Annotated in this window: 15 protein-coding genes; 1 reads left to right on the plus strand and 14 read right to left on the minus strand. The window is 63.1% G+C overall.

Translation table 11 applies throughout. The features are described from left to right. Positions 1 to 4 precede the first annotated feature (4 nt). Positions 5 to 1300, minus strand: coding sequence for an adenylosuccinate synthase (locus tag K6301_RS11455; protein WP_134645747.1), 1296 nt, complete (start codon positions 1298 to 1300; stop codon positions 5 to 7). A 214-nt stretch (positions 1301 to 1514) separates the two neighbouring features. Between K6301_RS11455 and K6301_RS11460 the strand changes: the two genes are divergently transcribed. Beyond that, positions 1515 to 2408 (plus strand): DMT family transporter, encoded by an 894-nt coding sequence (locus tag K6301_RS11460; RefSeq protein WP_247217023.1) that lies wholly within the window; start codon positions 1515 to 1517, stop codon positions 2406 to 2408. Between the two features lie 63 nt (positions 2409 to 2471). Here K6301_RS11460 and serA read toward each other — a convergent pair whose 3' ends face one another. The 13 genes from serA to tolQ all read right to left on the minus strand — a co-directional run bounded on the left by serA (position 2472) and on the right by tolQ (position 18210). Beyond that, on the minus strand, positions 2472 to 4067 hold the full coding sequence (gene serA / locus K6301_RS11465; RefSeq protein WP_247217024.1) for a phosphoglycerate dehydrogenase: 1596 nt from the start codon (positions 4065 to 4067) through the stop codon (positions 2472 to 2474). Between the two features lie 76 nt (positions 4068 to 4143). Beyond that, on the minus strand, positions 4144 to 5325 hold the full coding sequence (locus K6301_RS11470; protein WP_247217026.1) for a phosphoserine transaminase: 1182 nt from the start codon (positions 5323 to 5325) through the stop codon (positions 4144 to 4146). A gap of 178 nt (positions 5326 to 5503) precedes the next feature. Next, entirely contained in the window at positions 5504 to 6334 is an 831-nt protein-coding gene (locus tag K6301_RS11475; RefSeq protein ID WP_247217028.1) for an outer membrane protein, read from the minus strand. 166 nt (positions 6335 to 6500) lie between these two features. Next, the gene (locus K6301_RS11480) at positions 6501 to 7331 is read right to left on the minus strand and encodes an outer membrane protein (protein WP_247217030.1); all 831 of its coding nucleotides are present in this window, start codon (positions 7329 to 7331) and stop codon (positions 6501 to 6503) included. 243 nt (positions 7332 to 7574) lie between these two features. Beyond that, positions 7575 to 8927: a phosphoglucosamine mutase gene (gene glmM / locus K6301_RS11485; RefSeq protein WP_134645760.1), complete on the minus strand. Its 1353-nt coding sequence runs from the start codon at positions 8925 to 8927 to the stop codon at positions 7575 to 7577. Positions 8928 to 9211: 284 nt separating this feature from the next. Continuing rightward, the gene (gene ftsH / locus K6301_RS11490; RefSeq protein WP_247217033.1) at positions 9212 to 11134 is read right to left on the minus strand and encodes an ATP-dependent zinc metalloprotease FtsH; all 1923 of its coding nucleotides are present in this window, start codon (positions 11132 to 11134) and stop codon (positions 9212 to 9214) included. Between the two features lie 201 nt (positions 11135 to 11335). Next, positions 11336 to 12616 carry a tRNA lysidine(34) synthetase TilS gene (gene tilS, locus K6301_RS11495; RefSeq protein WP_247217035.1) on the minus strand — a complete coding sequence of 427 codons (1281 nt, stop codon included), beginning with the start codon at positions 12614 to 12616 and terminating at the stop codon, positions 11336 to 11338. A gap of 20 nt (positions 12617 to 12636) precedes the next feature. Next, entirely contained in the window at positions 12637 to 13635 is a 999-nt protein-coding gene (gene ybgF / locus K6301_RS11500) for a tol-pal system protein YbgF (RefSeq protein WP_247217037.1), read from the minus strand. 153 nt (positions 13636 to 13788) lie between these two features. Beyond that, positions 13789 to 14325, minus strand: a complete 537-nt coding sequence (pal, locus tag K6301_RS11505) for a peptidoglycan-associated lipoprotein Pal (RefSeq protein WP_247217039.1) — start codon at positions 14323 to 14325, stop codon at positions 13789 to 13791. A gap of 240 nt (positions 14326 to 14565) precedes the next feature. After that, positions 14566 to 15870 carry a Tol-Pal system beta propeller repeat protein TolB gene (gene tolB, locus K6301_RS11510; protein WP_247217041.1) on the minus strand — a complete coding sequence of 435 codons (1305 nt, stop codon included), beginning with the start codon at positions 15868 to 15870 and terminating at the stop codon, positions 14566 to 14568. 22 nt (positions 15871 to 15892) lie between these two features. Further along, positions 15893 to 17005, minus strand: a complete 1113-nt coding sequence (locus tag K6301_RS11515) for a hypothetical protein (protein WP_247217044.1) — start codon at positions 17003 to 17005, stop codon at positions 15893 to 15895. A gap of 9 nt (positions 17006 to 17014) precedes the next feature. Then, positions 17015 to 17467 (minus strand): protein TolR, encoded by a 453-nt coding sequence (tolR, locus tag K6301_RS11520; protein ID WP_247217046.1) that lies wholly within the window; start codon positions 17465 to 17467, stop codon positions 17015 to 17017. Positions 17468 to 17493: 26 nt separating this feature from the next. Beyond that, positions 17494 to 18210: a protein TolQ gene (gene tolQ, locus K6301_RS11525; protein ID WP_134645776.1), complete on the minus strand. Its 717-nt coding sequence runs from the start codon at positions 18208 to 18210 to the stop codon at positions 17494 to 17496. Positions 18211 to 18312: the final 102 nt, after the last annotated feature.

Genomic DNA, 18312 nt, shown 5'->3' on the forward strand with positions numbered 1-18312 from the left:
GAGATTAATCCTCAAACGGGTCCGTCACAAGTATGGTGTCGTCACGTTCCGGGCTGGTCGAAAGCAGCGCGACCGGCGCGCCGATCAGCTCCTCGACCTGACGGACATACTTGATCGCCTGCGCCGGCAGGTCCGCCCAGCGGCGCGCGCCGACGGTCGATTCCTTCCAGCCTTCCAGCGTGATGTAGATGGGCTCGACGCGGGCCTGTTGACCCTGGCTGGCCGGCAGGTAGTCGATCTCCTTGCCGTCGAGCTTGTAGCCGACGCAGATCTTCAGCTCGTCCAGACCATCGAGAACGTCGAGCTTGGTGAGCGCGATGCCGGTGATGCCGTTCGTCTTGACCGTCTGGCGCACGAGAACCGCATCGAACCAGCCGCAACGGCGCGGGCGACCCGTGTTGACGCCGACCTCGCGGCCGACCGTCGCCAAGTGCTTGCCGATCTCGTCTTCCAGCTCGCACGGGAACGGGCCTTCACCGACGCGGGTGGTGTAGGCCTTGGTGATGCCCAATACATAGTTGATCGCCGTGGGACCAAGGCCCGAACCGGCCGAGGCCTGCCCAGCGACCGTGTTGGACGAGGTCACGAACGGATAGGTGCCGTGGTCGTTGTCGAGCAGCGCGCCCTGGGCGCCTTCGAACAGGATGCGGGCACCGGCCTTGCGCTGCTTGTCGAGAAGGTCCCAGACCCGGTCGACATAGGGCAGGATGTGCGCGGCGACGGCGGACAGCTCCTCTTCGATCGACTCGACGGAGATTTCCGGAAGGTCCATGCCGCGGCGCAGCGCGTTGTGGTGCGTCAGCAGGCGCTCGATCTTCGGGCGCAGCGTCTCGGGCTCCACGAGATCGATGACACGGATGGCGCGACGGCCGACCTTGTCTTCATAAGCCGGGCCGATGCCGCGGCGGGTGGTGCCGATCTTGGTGCCGCTGGCCGACGCCGCATCCTCGCGCAGCGCGTCGAGGTCGCGGTGGAGCGACAGGATGAGCGGCGCGTTGTCGGCAATGCGCAGCACGTCCGGCGTCACGGCGACGCCCTGCGCGCGCAGCTTCTCGACTTCGGCGACGAAATGGTGCGGATCGACAACGACGCCATTGCCGATGACGCTGAGCTTGCCGCGCACCAGACCGGAGGGCAGCAGGGCCAGCTTGTAGCTGATGCCGTTGATGACAAGGGTATGGCCGGCATTGTGACCGCCCTGGTAGCGAACGATTACCTCGGCCCGTTCCGAAAGCCAGTCGACAATCTTGCCTTTGCCTTCGTCACCCCATTGCGAACCGACAACCACCACACTTGCCATTTCATCTTTCCCGTTTTCGCGCGAAAACGCATGGATACATGCGTGGGCGCCAGACTTCAAACCCGCGCATCTATACTGTGTTGTCTTTGGGAATGCGACCCTGTTATGACGGCCGGCATCCGCTTTTTGAGTGACTTCCCGCGCTTTTTCGCCTTATCTGTGGCACCCGCCGGCGCCCGTTCGCGCGCCCTTCCTCCATCGAGACAATACAGCCGTGAACAGCAGAGCCTATTTCTACCTGTCTGTCACCGCGCTTTTCTGGGGCGCGAACTCCGTGGCGGGCAAAATAGCCGTGGGACATGTGAGCCCGATGGTTCTGACGACATACCGCTGGATCATCGCGCTCCTCATCATCCTGGCGTTCCTGCTGCCGCAGGTGAAGCGCGACTGGCCGGTCATCCGCAAGCACTGGCTCCAGCTCCTGCTTTACGGCGCGTTCGGCTTTACCGCTTTCAACGCCCTGCTCTACACGGCACTCGGCTATACCAGCGCCATCAATGCCGTCATCGAACAGGCCGGCATTCCCATGTTGATCTTCGTCTTCAACTTCGTGCTGTTTCGCATACAGGCGTCTCTCGCACAGGTTTTGGGCTTTAGCGTGACGCTGATCGGGGTTCTCATCACCGCCTCGCACGGCGATTTTTCAGCGCTTGCGGAACTGGAGTTCAACTTCGGCGATGCGCTCATGCTGGTGGCGGGCATCGTCTATGCCGCCTATACCGTTTCTCTGCGCTGGAAACCGGACGTGCAGTGGCAGGGGCTCATCGCAGCCTCGGCATTCGGCGCCCTGCTCAGCGCCATCCCCCTCTTCTTCTGGGAACTCTCTCGGGGCGCCGCGATCTTTCCGGACACCATCGGCTGGGCGGTGGTGCTCTATGCCGGCATCTTCCCATCCCTGCTTTCGCAGGTGCTTTATGTCCGCGGGGTCGAGATGATCGGCGCCAACCGCGCGGGCCTGTTCATAAACGCAATTCCCATCTTCGGCACGATCCTCTCGGTGCTGCTCATCGGCGAAACGCTCCACCTGTTCCATGTGATCGCCCTGCTCTTCGTGCTGGGCGGCATCGCGATAGCCGAATGGGGCCGCCCCAAGGAAAAGGCAGCCTAAGTCACGCAAAAGGCCCGCAGAGCGGATCTGCGGGCCCTGGTTTTCGTCTTGGGAGGACGAAGATCAGTCGACGTTGAAGACCAGCGGCTTGATCTGGCGGATCGCCGAATTGGCGCGCAGCTTGTTCAGCACATCCTCGGATACGGCAGCATCGACATAGAGCAGAGCGATCGCGTCGCCGCCCTGCTTGTCACGGCCGAGCTGGAAGTTCGCGATGTTCACGCCGGCTTCGCCGAGCGTCGTGCCGATGAAGCCGATCATGCCGGGAACGTCGGTGTTGGTGATGTAGACCATGTGGTTGCCCACGTCGGCATCGAGGTTGATGCCCTTGATCTGGATGAAGCGCGGCTTGCCATCGGAGAAGACCGTGCCGGCGATCGAACGCGTCTGGTTCTCCGTCTTGACGGTCAGGCGGATATAGCCGTCGAACACGCCCGACTTGTCGCGCTTGACCTCGGACAGGATGACACCCTTTTCCTTGATCATGACAGGGGCCGAGACCATGTTGACGTCGGCCACCTGCGGGCGGATGAGGCCGGCAAGCACCGCGCTGGTCAGCGCCTTGGTGTTCATCGACGCAGTCGCGCCGTCATAGAGGATCTCGATTTCCTTGATCGCGCTTTCCGTGACCTGGCCGACGAAGGCGCCGAGCACGTCCGCAAGGCGAATAAAGGGCTTCAGGATCGGCGCTTCCTCGGCCGTGATCGACGGCATGTTGATGGCGTTGGAAACCGCACCCTTGACGAGGTAATCCGACATCTGCTCGGCAACCTGCAGGGCAACGTTCTCCTGCGCTTCCGTGGTCGACGCACCGAGATGCGGGGTGCAGACGACATTCGGCAGGCCGAAGAGCGGGCTTTCGGTTGCGGGCTCGACCTCGAACACGTCGAAGCCGGCGCCTGCGACATGGCCGGACTTGATGGCTTCGGCGAGCGCTGCTTCATCGACGAGACCGCCGCGGGCGCAGTTGATGATGCGCACGCCCTTCTTGGTCTTGGCGAGCGCTTCCTTGCCCAGGATGCCGCGCGTCTTGTCGGTCATCGGAACGTGCAGCGTGATGAAGTCGGCGCGGGCGAGCAGGTCGTCCAGCTCGACCTTCTCGACGCCCATTTCCTGGGCGCGTTCGGCCGAGAGGAAGGGATCGTAGGCGATGACATGCATGCCGAGGCCGATGGCCTTTTTGCAGACGATGCCGCCGATATTGCCGGCACCGATGACACCCAGCACCTTGCCGGTGATCTCGACGCCCATGAACTTGGACTTCTCCCACTTGCCGGCCTGCGTGGAGGTATCGGCGGCGGGCAGCTGGCGGGCGACGGCGAACATCAGCGCGATGGCGTGCTCTGCGGTCGTGATCGAGTTGCCGAAGGGCGTGTTCATCACGATGATACCGCGGCGCGAGGCGGCCGGGATATCGACATTGTCGACGCCGATGCCGGCGCGGCCGATGACCTTGAGATTGGTCGCAGCGGCGATCAGCTTTTCCGTCGCCTTGGTGGCCGAACGGATGGCGAGGCCGTCATAATTGCCGATGATCTCGGCAAGCTTTTCCTTGTCCTTGCCGAGCTTCGGCTGGAAATCGACGTCGACGCCGCGATCGCGGAAGATCTGGACGGCGGTTTCCGACAGTTCGTCGGATACGAGTACGCGAGGTGCCATGAGAGGCCTCCTTCAATGAAACAGAAAAGATGAGATCAAAGGTGGCTTCGCCCAGGGGACGAAGCCGGTCGCGAGATCAGGCCGCAGCCTTGGAAAGCGTCGCCTTCTGGGTCTCGAAAGCCCAGGTCAGCCAGGGCATCAACGCCTCGAGGTCGGCGGTGTCGATGGTGGCACCGGCCCAGATACGCAGGCCCGAAGGGGCATCGCGATAGGCGCCGATGTCATAGGCGACACCCTGCTTGTCGAGGAGGGACACGAGGCCCTTGGCGAAGGCTGCCTGCGCATCGGCGTCCAGCGCCAGCACGTCCTCGTCGGCGATGGTCAGGCACACCGAGGTGTTCGAGCGGGTCGCCGGGTCCTTGGCAAGGTTGGCGATCCAGTCGTTCTGTTCGACGAAATCGAAGATGACCTTGGCATTGGCATCGGCCCGGGCCATCAGGCCCTTGAGACCGCCGACTTCCTTGGCCCACAGCAGCGCATCGATGTAATCCTCGACGCACAGCATGGAGGGCGTGTTGATCGTCTCGCCCTGGAAGATGCCCTCGATGAGCTTGCCGCCCTTGGTCATGCGGAAGATCTTCGGCATCGGCCAGGCCGGCGTATAGCTCTCCAGACGCTCGACGGCGCGCGGCGACAGGATGATGACGCCATGGGCGCCCTCGCCGCCGAGAACCTTCTGCCAGGAGAAGGTGACGACATCGAGCTTGGCGAAATCGAGGTTCTGCGCGAAAGCGGCCGAGGTCGCATCGCAGATCGTCAGGCCCTTGCGATCGGCAGGGATGAAGTCGGCGTTCGGGACGCGCACGCCGGAGGTCGTGCCGTTCCAGGTGAAGACCACGTCACGGTCGAAATCGATCGTGGAAAGGTCGGGGAGAAGGCCGTAGTCGGCCGTGATCTTGCGCGTGTCCGGAAGCTTCAGCTCCTTGACGACATCCGACACCCAGCCCGAACCGAAGCTTTCCCAGGCGACCATGTCGACGCCGCGCGGGCCGAGCAGCGACCAAAGCGCCATTTCGACGGCGCCGGTATCGGAAGCGGGCACGATGCCGATGCGGTAATCCGCAGGCACTTCCAGGACGTCGCGGGTGAGATCGATGGCCTGCTTGAGCTTGGTCTTGCCGATCTTGGCGCGGTGCGAACGACCGAGCGGAGCATCGGAAAGCGCGTCGAGCGACCAGTTGGGGCGCTTCGAGCAAGGGCCAGAAGAGAAATGAGTATTGTTCGGACGTACGTCCGGCGCGGTGACGGTCTTCGTCATGATCGCTATCCTTCCAGATAGATAGCTCCTCGTTGGGGAGGAGTGTCCCGCCGCTGTGAATATGGAAAGCCTCTTTTCTCGTCAAGTGGATTCTGTCGCTATCGAAAAATAATCCGGCGCAACGAAGACGGCGCGCCGGTTGACCGACGCGCCGCAAAACAGAGTGAATTGTCCGAATTTACCAGGTGGTCACGCGGATACCAGCGCGGATCTCGTGCTTCTGGAAACCGTCGTCACGACCGTTGACGGCGTCGATGGAGGTTCCCAGGCCACGCCCGCTGAAGGCCTTTCCGCCGGCCGTGTCGGAGAATCGATAGCCGAAGTCGAGCTTCACGCGCTCGGTCAGATCGACGGATGCGCCGGCCATCAGAGCGTAGGTGAAGCGCCAGCTGTCCTCGCCCTGGAGGCCGATGACACCATTGCTCGCGCCCGCGCAGCTCCCGGCGCCATCGAGGCAGACCGGCAGAACGCTGGTGTCGCTCCATTTCACATAGGTCGCGCCGGCACCGATGCCGACATAGGGCGTGATGCCCGCGACCGTGCCGAGATCGACATAACCGTTGGCCATGACGTTCACGGCCGAATAGTCGCCCTTGTAATCGAAGCGGCAGTTCGTGCCGCCTGGCGCGCCCGCCACGCAGCCGCCGCCGGTAGCCGAGTTGCCGGACATGTCGCCGCTGAAGAAGTCCGTCGTCAGGTCCGCACGGCTGAAATCGCTGAACTGGTAGCCCACGCCGACGCCATAGGAGACCGGCTTGGAGAAGCGCGCGCTGTCGAACGGCTGCGAGAAGGTGCCGCCGCCTGCCCGCTCTGCCGTATAATCCGGGCTGTCGGTGCTGCCCCAGCCGGAATAGCCGAGGTCGCCGCGAATGTACCAGCCCCGCGCCAGCGTCGCCTGGGAGACGTCGATCTCCGGCGCATTGATGATATCGAGGTCGCTGGCAAGGGCGCCCGTGGCAAAAAGGCCGGCGAAAGCCGCGATGACGGGCGATGCGATGCGACGGACCATGATCTCTATCCTTGCAGCCGAAAGCCGGCGGTTGAGCCATCGGCGCAGGCCGAATCCGACACGCTACACCGTTGGTTAACCATATTCGTTAACCGGTGAAAAAACGGTTAAACGCAAAAAGGCCGCCCTTTCGGGCGGCCTTCGAATTTCGGATGGCTGACGTCGCTTACTTGTAGACGGGCTGCTCGATCGGGATCTCGGCCGGCGGAATGTAGGTCGCCGTTTCGCAGCCGTTGAAGGAGTAGCGAAGACCCGCACGCGCTTCGTGGCTGTAGAAGCCCTTGTCGTAACCCGGGCCGCCATTCGCGGCGTAACCGAACATGTCGCCCTTGGTGACATGGCGGAACCGATAGCCCACATCAGCCTTCAGGTTGCAGGTCAGGTCGATCGCCGTACCGGCCATCAGGGCATAGGTAAAGCGCCAGCTCTTCTTGCCGCCATGTTCGGTGGTGCTGCAACCCGGATTGCCCGGATCGTCGCAGATGGTGTTCCGCAGCTTGTTCCACTTGACGTAGGAGCCACCGATACCGCCACCGACATACGGCGTGAAGACGCCGTACTTGCCGATATCGACATATGCGTTGGCGAGGAGGGTCAGGGCCGTCAGCGAGGACTCGTCGCTCGACGTGCAGGGGAAACCGCCGCACACGCCGCTGGTGCTGCCGCGGAACTTGGACTTGAACATATAGTCGAGCGTCACGTCCGTACGGAAATGATCGGTGATCTGGTAACCGACACCACCGCCGATGATGAAGCCGCTCTTCAGCTTGGTCGTGTCGAAATCACGATCCAGGCTGTTGGAGCCCTGGAAGTAGTGCGCCCCGCGCAGCCTGTTGTAGGACCAGCCTGCGTCACCGCGCAGATACCAGCCGCCCGTCTCGACAATGGCGGCCTCCTGGACCGGCGCCTCGATAACCTGCGGCTGATAGACATCGGCCGCATAGGCCGACGTGCCTGTCAGCAGGACGGCCGCGACGCCACTCAAAACTTTCCTCATCGCCTGACTCCAATAGGCTTGCGCTTGGCACGCCCGGCACCCCGGTCCCCAAGCCCTTCGATCAGGCATGGATAATGAAGAAGAAAGGTTAAGCGGCGATTAACTACAAAGATTTACCCTGTTCATTAACAGTCGTTCATCAATTCGGTAAACTTTTAAATAAAACGTCCGGATCCACTTCCTCGAAAAAGAAAAGGCCGAAGCATCGGCTCCGGCCTTCGAGAACATTCGATAGGAGACGTCTCAGGCGGCGTTGCGCACGGCGCCGATCACGCTGATTAGCTCATCCACGATGCGCTCGACCTGGGCGCGGTCATCGCCTTCGGCCATCACGCGGATGAGCGGCTCGGTGCCGGACGGGCGGATCAGCAGGCGGCCGTTCTTTGCGAGTTCGCTTTCAGCATCGGCAATGGCCTGCAGGACGGACGCATCTTCGAGCGGTGCACCCGCCTTCACCCGGACGTTCTTCAGGACCTGCGGCACCGGCTCGAAACGGTTGCACACGTCGCTGACCGTCTTGCCGCTGCGCTTGACGCAGGCGAGGATTTGCAGGGCGGCGACAAGGCCGTCGCCCGTCGTGCCAAAATCGGAAAGCACGATATGGCCCGATTGCTCGCCGCCGACATTGTAATCGTTCTGGCGCATATGCTCCACGACGTAGCGGTCACCGACCTTGGTGCGCTCGAGGCCGAGACCCCTGCCCTTGAGGAAGCGTTCGAGGCCGAGATTGGACATGACGGTCGCGACGATGCCGTTGCCGCGCAGCATGCCGTCCGCCGCCCAGCTTTCGGCAATCACGGCCATCAGCTGATCGCCATCGATGATCTTGCCGTTCTCGTCGATGATCTGCACGCGGTCGGCGTCGCCATCGAGCGCGATACCGATGTCGGCGCGCACTTCGTGCACCTTGCGCTGGAGCGTTTCGGGATGGGTCGAGCCACATTCGAGATTGATGTTGCGTCCATCCGGCTCCGCGCCGATCGTCACCACGTCGGCGCCGAGTTCCCACAGCGCGAGCGGTGCGACCTTGTAGGCCGCACCATTGGCACAGTCGACGGCGATCCGCAGGCCCTGAAGCGTGACATCGCGCGGCAGCGTCCGCTTGGCCTGCTCGATGTAGCGATAGATGTCGCCCTCGACGCGCTTGGCCCGGCCGATATCGGCAGGCTTTGCCAACTGCGTGGAAAGGTCGCTGTCGAGCAGCTCCTCGATCTGCATTTCGATGGCGTCGGAGAGCTTGTAGCCATCAGGGCCGAACAGCTTGATGCCGTTGTCCTGGTAGGGATTGTGCGACGCAGAGATCATCACGCCGATATCCGCGCGCAGCGAACGGGTCAGCATGGCGACCGCAGGCGTGGGGATTGGGCCGAGCAGGAAGACATCGAGGCCGGCGGCAGTAAAACCCGCCACCATGGCGTTTTCCAGCATGTAGCCGGAAAGGCGTGTGTCCTTGCCGATCACCACACGGTGGCGGTGGTCGCCGTTGCGGAAAATCGTGCCGACGGCAATGCCGACCCGCATGGCGAGATCCGGCGTCATCGGGAAGATGTTGGACTGTCCCCGGATACCATCCGTGCCGAAATAACGACGTTTCATGTTCGCTCCTGAAAATAGCGCAGGCCGGTGCGGCGCTCTCCACCCGCAAAAGGCTCCACCTGCAGTTGTCGCTATGCCATATATCAAGGCAGGCGCGACGGAAACCGTTCAGGCGCGCAACATCATATTATCCTTAAATGCGCGCGGCCATCGCGCTTCTTTGCCACAAATGCGCGCAAAGCACATCCACCTGTGCATCAGAATTCATTACAGCCCGTTACCAAAAGAAAACGGCCGGGAACTGCTTCCCGGCCGTGTGGCATACGTTATCGAGACGAACCGTCTTATTGCGGCTGGGGCTCCAGGCCGCCTTCCGGCTCGCCGCCCTTCTTGTGGCCGGCCTTCGGAACGGCGGAGCCGCGGCTGGGCGGCGTATCGTCGCCAAGGTCGCGGGCGGGCTTTTCGCCGCGGATCAGCGCCTTGATCTCGTCACCCGTCAGCGTCTCGTATTCGAGAAGGCCTTCGGCAAGCGCCACGAACTCATGGTGCTGCTCGGTGATGATGCGCTTGGCCTCGGTATAGGCCTCGTCGATCAGGCGGCGCACTTCATTGTCGATCTTCTGCGCGGTGGCTTCGGATACGTTCTTCTGCTGCGACACCGAATGCCCGAGGAAGACCTCCTGCTGGTTTTCGCCGTAAGCGACGAGACCAAGCTGGTCGGAGAAGCCCCACTGGGTCACCATCGCACGCGCAAGCTTGGTCGCCTGCTCGATATCGGAGGAGGCGCCGGAGGTGATGTTGTCCTTGCCGAAGGTCACTTCCTCGGCAACGCGGCCGCCCATCATGATGGCGAGGCGCGAGACCATCCACTTGTAGCTCATCGAATAGCGGTCGCCCTCGGGGAGCTGCATGACCATGCCGAGCGCACGGCCGCGCGGAATGATCGTCGCCTTGTGCAGCGGATCGGCGAGCGGAACGTTGAGCGCGACGATGGCGTGGCCGGCTTCGTGATAGGCGGTGAGCTTCTTTTCCGCCTCGGTCATGGCCGTGGAGCGACGCTCCGCGCCCATCATGATCTTGTCCTTCGCATCCTCGAACTCTTGCATGGTGACGAGGCGCTTGTTGCGGCGCGCAGCCATGAGGGCGGCTTCGTTGACGAGGTTCATCAGGTCCGCACCGGAGAAGCCGGGCGTACCGCGGGCGAGAACCTTGAGGTCGACATTCGGCGCCAGGGGCACATTGCGGACATGGACCTTGAGGATGCGCTCGCGGCCGACGATGTCAGGATTTGGCACCACGACCTGGCGGTCGAAGCGGCCCGGACGCAGAAGTGCGGGGTCGAGAACGTCAGGACGGTTGGTCGCGGCGATCAGGATGATGCCTTCGTTGGCTTCGAAGCCGTCCATCTCGACGAGAAGCTGGTTCAGCGTCTGCTCGCGCTCGTCATTGCCGCCGCCGAGGCCGGCGCCGCGGTGGCGACCGACGGCATCGATTTCGTCGATGAAGATGATGCAAGGCGCGTTCTTCTTGGCCTGCTCGAACATGTCGCGCACGCGGCTGGCACCGACGCCGACGAACATTTCGACAAAGTCCGAACCGGAGATGGTGAAGAAGGGCACATTGGCCTCACCGGCGACGGAGCGCGCAAGAAGCGTCTTACCCGTACCGGGCGGGCCGACGAGCAGCACGCCACGCGGGATACGGCCGCCAAGCCGCTGGAACTTCTGCGGATCGCGCAGGAATTCGACGATTTCCTCCAAGTCCTGCTTGGCTTCGTCGACACCAGCGACGTCCGCGAAGGTCACGCGGCCATGCGCTTCGGTCAGAAGCTTGGCCTTGGACTTGCCGAAACCCATCGCGCCACGCGAACCACCCTGCATCTGGCGCATGAAGAAGAGCCAGACGCCGAGGATGAGCAGCATGGGCAACAAGGTGCCGATATAGCTGAGGAAGCCCGACGAGCCATCCGTTTCAGGCCGCGCGCTCACCACGACGTTCTTCGATTCCAGTCGCTGGACAAGCGAGTTGTCGCCGTTCGGCGCATAGGTCTGGAAGGTGGCGCCTGTCTCGACATAGCTGCCGACGATCTTCTCGCCGGTGATAACGACTTCCTTCACCCGGCTCGCATCGACTTCCTTGAGGAACTGCGAATAGGGGATGTCCCGCGAACCCGTCTGCGTCGGACTCGTCTGGAACATGCTGAACAGCGCGATCAGCAGGAGGGCGATGATCGCCCAGAGGGCGAAGTTTCGGAAATTGGGATTCATCGAATGGTCCGGGTACTTTCCCGGCCGGGCTGTCCCGGCCGCTTCTCTGGTCTCTAACATAGGGTCGCGACGCCGCCTTGCCAAGGCAAAGAGCACGGCAAGCGGGCATTTCTCGAACTATCGTCAATAAGCGCGCGATAGCGGCTGTCTTGCCTTGCGTCCGCATCGCTGCATTCCGGTACGACGCTTGACGCACGGCCTTCATTCGTTGGGCGGCGTGGGAAACGGCAGCCGGCCGCACAGCGCCGCCAGCGTCTGCGCCAGCGGCAAGTCGAACCGCGGCAGGAAATGCGTGTAAGGCGCGATCACCCGCTCCAGACATACGGCGCCGCCAGGCACGCGATCGCCATCCTCGAAAATGAGGCGTGGCGCAGCACTTGCCGCCCGCAAGGCCGGGCCGTGCAGCCCCTGCCCGGCCCCCTCACCGGAGGCTGTGACGACAATGGCGCGGTCCGTGCGGTTGGCAAGCAGGTACCGGCCGTCCCAGAGCGCGACGCTCGCCGCCGGAACGGTCGACACGGGAACGTCACGGCATTCGCGATAGAGATGAAGACCGTCACGGCGACGATCGAAGACCACGCGGCCCGCCGTCAGCCGCGACAGCGTGTCGCTGGCAAGGAAAGTACGCAACCGGCCCGCCGCACGCGCCTCGATGATATGAGGGCGCCCGCCCGCCGTCGCGGCCAGCAGCAGCAGCGCCCGCCGCGCAGCCGGATCGTCCAACGCCGCGCGAACACCGTTCGGCGAGAGCGTGAAGGTCTCATCCGTGGCCTGCACATGGTCGCGCAGGAAATCCGCGCCGCGCAGTGCGAGGGAAAACCGCTGGCCCGGCTCGGTGGCGGAAAACCACGGGTCGTCGCCAGACCGTACACGTACCCGCTCGAATTTCGGATTGCTGTTGCTGGGATCATCGATCCAGCCCTGTTGGCGCTCTCCAAGAAACGAGCGGATTTCGGCGCGGCCGATGCCGAGGAACGGCCGAAGCAGCCAGATGGCGCCCTCCAGCAGCACCGCGTCCGCCATGCCGGAAAGCCCGATCCCCTCCTTTGACCGGGCGGCGCGCATGGCGACGGTCTCGCGCTGGTCATCCAGGGTATGGGCCGACAGGATCGCATCGGCGCGCGTCTCGCCTGCAGCATCGACGAGCAGCGCATAGCGCTCAGCGCGGGCGGCGGCCTGCAAACCCGCCTGAGGTTTCTGACCGCTCCAGCGGCGCGTGACATGCGGCACGCCAAGACGCGCACAAATGCCGGCGACCCATTGCGCCTCTTCGGCAGAGCCGGCGCGCAGATCATGGTCGACGGTGCAGGCGCAAAGCCGGATGCCCGGATAATCCCGTGTTGCGCGAAGCTCCGCGAGCGAGAGGAGAAGCCCCAGCGAATCGCTGCCGCCGGAAACGGCGACCAGCAGGGTCGCGGGGCGCTTGAAACTTTTGAGAAGGCGGTCGGCTGCCTCGATGACGCTATCGTCCGCGCGGGCCACGACCTTTACACGCCCCGCAATCAGCAGGACAGCCGGCTCTGTTCGGAAGAGACCTTGCTTTTCACGGCCTTGGACGCGTCCGGATAGCGTTTGTTCACCTCGCGCAGCGTGGCGCAAGCGGTTTCACGATTGTCGAGAGCAGCGAGCGACATGCCGAGCTTCAACAGCATTTCCGGCGCCTTCTTCGACTTGCCGAACGTCTGGTGCGCGTTGAGGAAGGTCTTGGCCGCGTCGTTGAAATTGCCCTGCGAATACTGGGCTTCGCCAAGCCAGAAATTGGCGTCGGCGGCCTTTTCCGTATTGGGGTAGATGTCGAGATAATCGCGGAATTCCCGCTCGGCGAGCTGGTAATCGCCGGAAAGCACATGCCCGTAGGCGACCTTGTAGAGATCGTCGGGGTTGTCGAGCGAAGCCGTCGAGGATTGCGTCGCCTGAGACTGGCCGCTATCGACGCCCGGCAGTGCATTGTCGTTGCCGATCGAAGCACTCTGGTTATTGAGATCGGGATTGGTGTCCGCACCAATCGGATTGCCGTTCTCGTCGAACTTGATGGAGCCGAGCTCCTGCGGCAGCGCGCCGCCGCCAGTGTTGGTACGGGTGTTCGCACCGGCGGTATCATCCGCCGGCACGTTGTTCGTTGCGATCTGGTTGTCGGCCGTTCCGCCGTTGACCGGCCTGTCGAGCGAGCCGCTCTTTCCGCTGGCGCCGGATTTTCCGCCTTCCAGTTCCTGGAAGCGGTATTCGTTGTCTTCCTGCGCCTTGCGGATCTGTTCCTGCATCTGGAGAAGCTGGTAGCTCATCTCCTCGATGCGGCCGTTGAGGGTGCGGATCTGCTCTTCAAGCTGGCCGACCCGGGGGTCCATGGCCTGTGCGAGAATGACATTGCCGGTCCCTGCCCGCTCGCCCTTGGCCGGAAAGAGGCCGCTTGCCAGCGTGGAGAGCGGCGATGCGCCGGTCGGCCCGACAATGCCCACAACCGCTGCCAGACTGAGAACGCCTGCCGCGACAAGTTTCTTCATCTATCGTCGTCCTGTTGATCGAAAAATGCGCCGAAGCACAGGCGCAAGAGTTTTCCAAATGCTCTTAAAAAGCAACGGAGTTCGGCCAAAGTGTGTTGAAAAAAGAAAGGCGGCCTCGCGGCCGCCTCTCCGTTTCGTCCCCTTGGCGGGAGATTACATGCCTGCGCCACCCAGAACTGTGACGGCGCGGCGGTTCTGCGACCAGCAGGAAATGTCGTCGCAAACCGCGACCGGCTTTTCCTTGCCGTAGGAAATCGTCTTGATGCGGTTCGCCGGAATGCCGCGCGAAGCGAGGTACTGGCGGGTCGCGGCCGCGCGGCGTGCGCCGAGCGCGAGGTTGTATTCACGCGTACCGCGTTCGTCAGCATGGCCTTCGATCGTGATGGCGTAGTTCGGGTAGCGCTGCAGCCACTGGGCCTGACGGTCGAGCGTCGCGGCGGCATCGGCGCGAACCGACGAGGAGTCGGTGTCGAAGAAGATGCGGTCGCCGACATTCACCGTGAAGTCCTGCTGCGAGCCGGGCGTGGCCGAGCCGGCGCCGCCGTTCAGGCCGAGATCGCCGGCGCTGTTGGGCAGGTTCTTCTTGGAAGCGCAGCCGGCGAGAGCCAGCGTCATGAACAGGGCGATAACGGCCGGGTTACGGGCGATGGTCTGCATGCGGCCAGCGGCCGGGGTATCAATGCGGCTCATGAGCCGGTCTCCTTGCATCAGGTCTAGCGTCAAGTTCGTTGAAGCGTCGGTTTCAATCAGGGTTGCCAGACTGTAACCGCGAGCGGTTAATCCGCATTCAACGATTATGGTTAATGATTGCTTGCAAGACCGTCCCCGGCCCCTCGCATTCCAGTGGATACGGGCCTGCCGCATCTCGCCTCGTCACTGCCTTGCAGGACTTTGCGGCAAGAACGCGGCAGGCCCGTCGCATAAACGTCACTATTCCAGAAGCGGCGACCAGGCCGGGTCGGACGCAAAGCCCTTCGTCTGGACCAACTGTTCGTTATAGCCCGACAGGTCGATGGAATAGATCTGCGGGCCGCCGGCGCCGGCTGCCTGGCGGAAGAACATCAGCACGCGGCCGTTCGGCGCCCAGGTCGGGCCTTCGTTGTGGAAGCCCGTCGTCAGGATGCGCTCGCCCGAGCCATCCGGCTTCATCACGCCAATCGAGAACTTGCCGCCCGACTGCTTGGTGAAGGCGATGAGGTCGCCGCGCGGTGACCAGACCGGCGTGGAGTAGGAACCGTCACCGAAGGAGATGCGGCGCTGGTTGGAACCGTCGGCACCCATGACGTAGAGCTGCGGGCGGCCGCCGCGGTCGCTTTCGAACACAACCTGCGCGCCGTCAGGCGCATAGGACGGCGAGGTATCGATCGCTGCCGTCGAGGTCAGGCGCGTCGTCGTCCGCGACCGCAGATCCATCGTGTAGATGTTCGAGTTGCCTTCCTGTTGCAGGCTCATGATGACCTTCTGTCCATCCGGCGAAAACCGCGGCGAGAAGGTCATGCCCGGGAAGTTGCCCACCACTTCGCGCTGCCCGGTCTCCAGCTGGAGCAGGTAGACGCGCGGCTGGTTGCCCTCGAAGGACATGTACGTAATTTCCTGGCGGTTCGGCGAGAAGCGCGGCGTCAGCACGATATCGTTGCCGTTGGTCAGCGCGCGGCGGTTGAAACCGTCCTGGTCCATGATGGCGAGCTGGCGCTTGCGGGCGGTCTTCGGGCCGCTTTCGGCGACATAGACGATACGGGTATCGAAGTAGCCCTTCTCGCCGGTCAGGTTCTCATAGATCGCGTCGGCGATGATATGGGCGACACGGCGCCAGTTTTCCGGCTGCGTGAAAAACTGCTGGCCGGTAAGCTGCTGTCCGCCGAACGTATCCCACAGGCGGAACTCGGCGCGCAGACGGCCGTCACCTTCCTGCGTCACGCGGCCCGTCACAAGCGCCTGCGCATTGATGACCTTCCAGTCTTCGAAGCGCGGCGGCTGGTCGGGATTGGAAATCTTCTCGATGAAAGCCTGCTTGTTGACAGGCGCGAAAAGGCCGGAGCGCTTCAGGTCCGCCGCGATCACATCGGTAATGCGCTGGCCGAGATCACCACTGGCGATGAAGTCGGTCACGGCGATCGGCAGAGGCTCGACATTGCCCTTGTTGATGTTGATTTCGACTCTTGCCGACGCGATCGGCATGGACGCCGCAAGACCGGTCAGCACGATCAGAAATCGAATGAGGTTACGTCTCAGCATGTATCTAGGCCTTCCCTAGTTCTTACATCATCTGGCTGGGGTCGAAGTTCACGACGACTTCGCTCCAGGCATCATATTTTTCCGGCGGCAGTCCCTTGAACGGCCGCGATTTCATGATGGCGCGGCGCGCGCCGCCGGCAAGGGCCCGGCGCGCGGAGTCCGTGCCGCCGGTCGCGACGACTTCGGGTTCGCCGATAATGTCGCCGTTCTGGTCGAGCTGCATCGTCACCTTGATGCGCACATCCTCGGCGCCCGACATGCCGGGCGTGATCGACCAGTTGTTCTGGATCTGGCCGCGCAGGGCGTCCATCTCGCTCATGGACAGCTTGGTGCCGCTGGTCGTCTTCTTGCCACCCAGCGCCGCCTGCTCCTGGGAACGCTTGGCGCCGCCACCGGCTGCCTTTTCTTTGTTGAGAAGCGCCGCGATTTCGTCGGAGTTGAAGTCGCTGTCGTTCTGCGACGTCGCCTTCTCCTGCTTCTTCTTCTCGTCCTTCTTGCGGTCCGGCGTCTTGGCGGTCTCGGCCTTGGCCGTCTCCGTCTTCTTCTCGGCGGGCTTTTCGGCCGGCTCGGCCTTCTTCGTCTCGACCTTCGGCTTCATTTCCGGCAGCGGAATCTTGTCCGGCAGCGCTTCGGCTTCCGGGTCTGCGGCGGGCTTGTCCTCGGAAGGCGTGGCCTCCGGCTTCGGGTCGGGCTTGACCTCCTGCTTGGGCTCGGCAATGGCCGCGACCTCGGTCGAGGGCTCGCTGGCCTTCTGCTCGTCCTGCACCTGTTCGACGGGCTTGGAATCGGGCGTCTGAACGACCTTCTCGGCCTTTTCCGGCGCTGCCGCGGTCTCGATATCACGCGGCTTTTCACCGGGCGTCGGCAGGTTCTTCAGGTCGACCTCGTTGTCGCCGACATTTTCCGCGTTTTCGACCGGCGTTTCCTTCTTCGTCGGAACCGGCGCGGCCTTTTCCTTCATTTCGGCTTTCTTGTCGCCCTGCTGAATCTGCGTCAGTTCCTCAATCGACACGATGTCGACCGGCATCGCTTCGACATTGGCCACGTCGAAACTTTCGGGAGAGCCGAGCGAGACCAACGCCCAGGTCAGAACCAGGGAGTGGAGCACGGCGGATGTGGCAAGGCTGCCCTTCATGGCGTGCTGTTACCTATCCGGTTTCTGCTCGGTGACGAGGCCGATATTGGTGAAACCACCGGCCTGGATGCGCGACATGACATCGGCGACAACGCCATAGGGCGCATTGCCATCGCCGCGCACGAAGACGCGCTCGGTGTAACCCGTCGTCGCCACGGCCTGCAGCTTGGCGGCGATCTCGTCGATCGGGATTGCCGTTTCCTGCAGGTAGACCTGCCCGTCCGACTTCACCGAAACGGTGATCGGCTGCGTATCGGCATTGAGGGCCGCGGCCTGCGTCTTCGGCAGGTCGATCGGCACGCCGACCGTCATGAGCGGCGCGGCGACCATGAAGATGATGAGCAGAACGAGCATGACGTCCACGAACGGCGTCACGTTGATCTCGCTCATCGGGGCCTTCTTGCCACCACCGCGACGGCGGCGGCCGCCACCCGAATTCTTTGCACCGACTGACATGCCCATGGCGTCGTCTCCGTTTCAGTCTGCCGTCACTGCGCTGCGGCGCGCGGCTGGAGCTTTTCGTCGATCTGGCGCGAGAGGATGGCCGAAAACTCGTCGGCGAAACCTTCCATGCGCGAGGTCAGTTTGCCTGCATCTGCGGAGAACTTGTTGTAGGCGATAACCGCCGGAATTGCGGCAAGAAGGCCGATTGCCGTCGCCAGAAGCGCCTCAGCAATACCGGGCGCCACGACTGCGAGGCTCGTCTGCTTGGAACCGGCAATGGCCTGGAACGACGTCATGATACCGACAACCGTACCGAAAAGGCCGACGAACGGAGCCGCCGAACCGATGGTGGCCAGCGAGCCCAGGCGCGCTTCCAGCGTTTCGGATTCACGCGACAGCGTCACGTCCATTGCCCGGTCGATACGCATCTGAAGGCCGATGGGCGAACGTGCACCACGCTCGAAACTCTTCTTCCACTCGCGCATCGCCGCCACGAAGATGGCGCTCATGCCCGACGTCTGACGGTCGGACAGCGTGCGATAGAGCTCCTCGAGCGATTGCCCGGACCAGAAGACCTGCTCGAAATTGTCGAGCTGCCGGCGGGCGCGCCCATATGTCACCGTCTTGTCGACGACGATCGCCCATGTCCAGACGGACGCGGCGATCAGGCCGAGCATGACGAGCTTTACGACGAAACCGGCCTGCATGAAGAGACCCCAGAGGGTCACACTGTGCGCGGCATCCAAACCCACTTGTTCCATAGACCTATGTCCCCGAATCCAAATACCCGGCACGGGCACATCGCAGCCCGACCGGGTAACATTCCGCCGTCGCGACCGCCTGGGAGGTGGGACCGCTAGGGC

It is taken from the genome of Shinella oryzae, assembly GCF_023038235.1.
Taxonomy (GTDB): domain Bacteria; phylum Pseudomonadota; class Alphaproteobacteria; order Rhizobiales; family Rhizobiaceae; genus Shinella; species Shinella sumterensis.

Excerpts from the sequence above, each read along its gene's own strand:
- K6301_RS11455 (WP_134645747.1), bottom strand. The coding sequence starts at position 1,300 with ATGGCAAGTGTGGTGGTTGTCGGTTCGCAATGGGGTGACGAAGGCAAA.
- serA (WP_247217024.1), bottom strand. The coding sequence starts at position 4,067 with ATGGCACCTCGCGTACTCGTATCCGACGAACTGTCGGAAACCGCCGTC.
- K6301_RS11470 (WP_247217026.1), bottom strand. The coding sequence starts at position 5,325 with ATGACGAAGACCGTCACCGCGCCGGACGTACGTCCGAACAATACTCAT.
- K6301_RS11475 (WP_247217028.1), bottom strand. The coding sequence starts at position 6,334 with ATGGTCCGTCGCATCGCATCGCCCGTCATCGCGGCTTTCGCCGGCCTT.
- K6301_RS11480 (WP_247217030.1), bottom strand. The coding sequence starts at position 7,331 with ATGAGGAAAGTTTTGAGTGGCGTCGCGGCCGTCCTGCTGACAGGCACG.
- glmM (WP_134645760.1), bottom strand. The coding sequence starts at position 8,927 with ATGAAACGTCGTTATTTCGGCACGGATGGTATCCGGGGACAGTCCAAC.
- ftsH (WP_247217033.1), bottom strand. The coding sequence starts at position 11,134 with ATGAATCCCAATTTCCGAAACTTCGCCCTCTGGGCGATCATCGCCCTC.
- ybgF (WP_247217037.1), bottom strand. The coding sequence starts at position 13,635 with ATGAAGAAACTTGTCGCGGCAGGCGTTCTCAGTCTGGCAGCGGTTGTG.
- pal (WP_247217039.1), bottom strand. The coding sequence starts at position 14,325 with ATGAGCCGCATTGATACCCCGGCCGCTGGCCGCATGCAGACCATCGCC.
- tolB (WP_247217041.1), bottom strand. The coding sequence starts at position 15,870 with ATGCTGAGACGTAACCTCATTCGATTTCTGATCGTGCTGACCGGTCTT.
- K6301_RS11515 (WP_247217044.1), bottom strand. The coding sequence starts at position 17,005 with ATGAAGGGCAGCCTTGCCACATCCGCCGTGCTCCACTCCCTGGTTCTG.
- tolR (WP_247217046.1), bottom strand. The coding sequence starts at position 17,467 with ATGGGCATGTCAGTCGGTGCAAAGAATTCGGGTGGCGGCCGCCGCCGT.
- tolQ (WP_134645776.1), bottom strand. The coding sequence starts at position 18,210 with ATGGAACAAGTGGGTTTGGATGCCGCGCACAGTGTGACCCTCTGGGGT.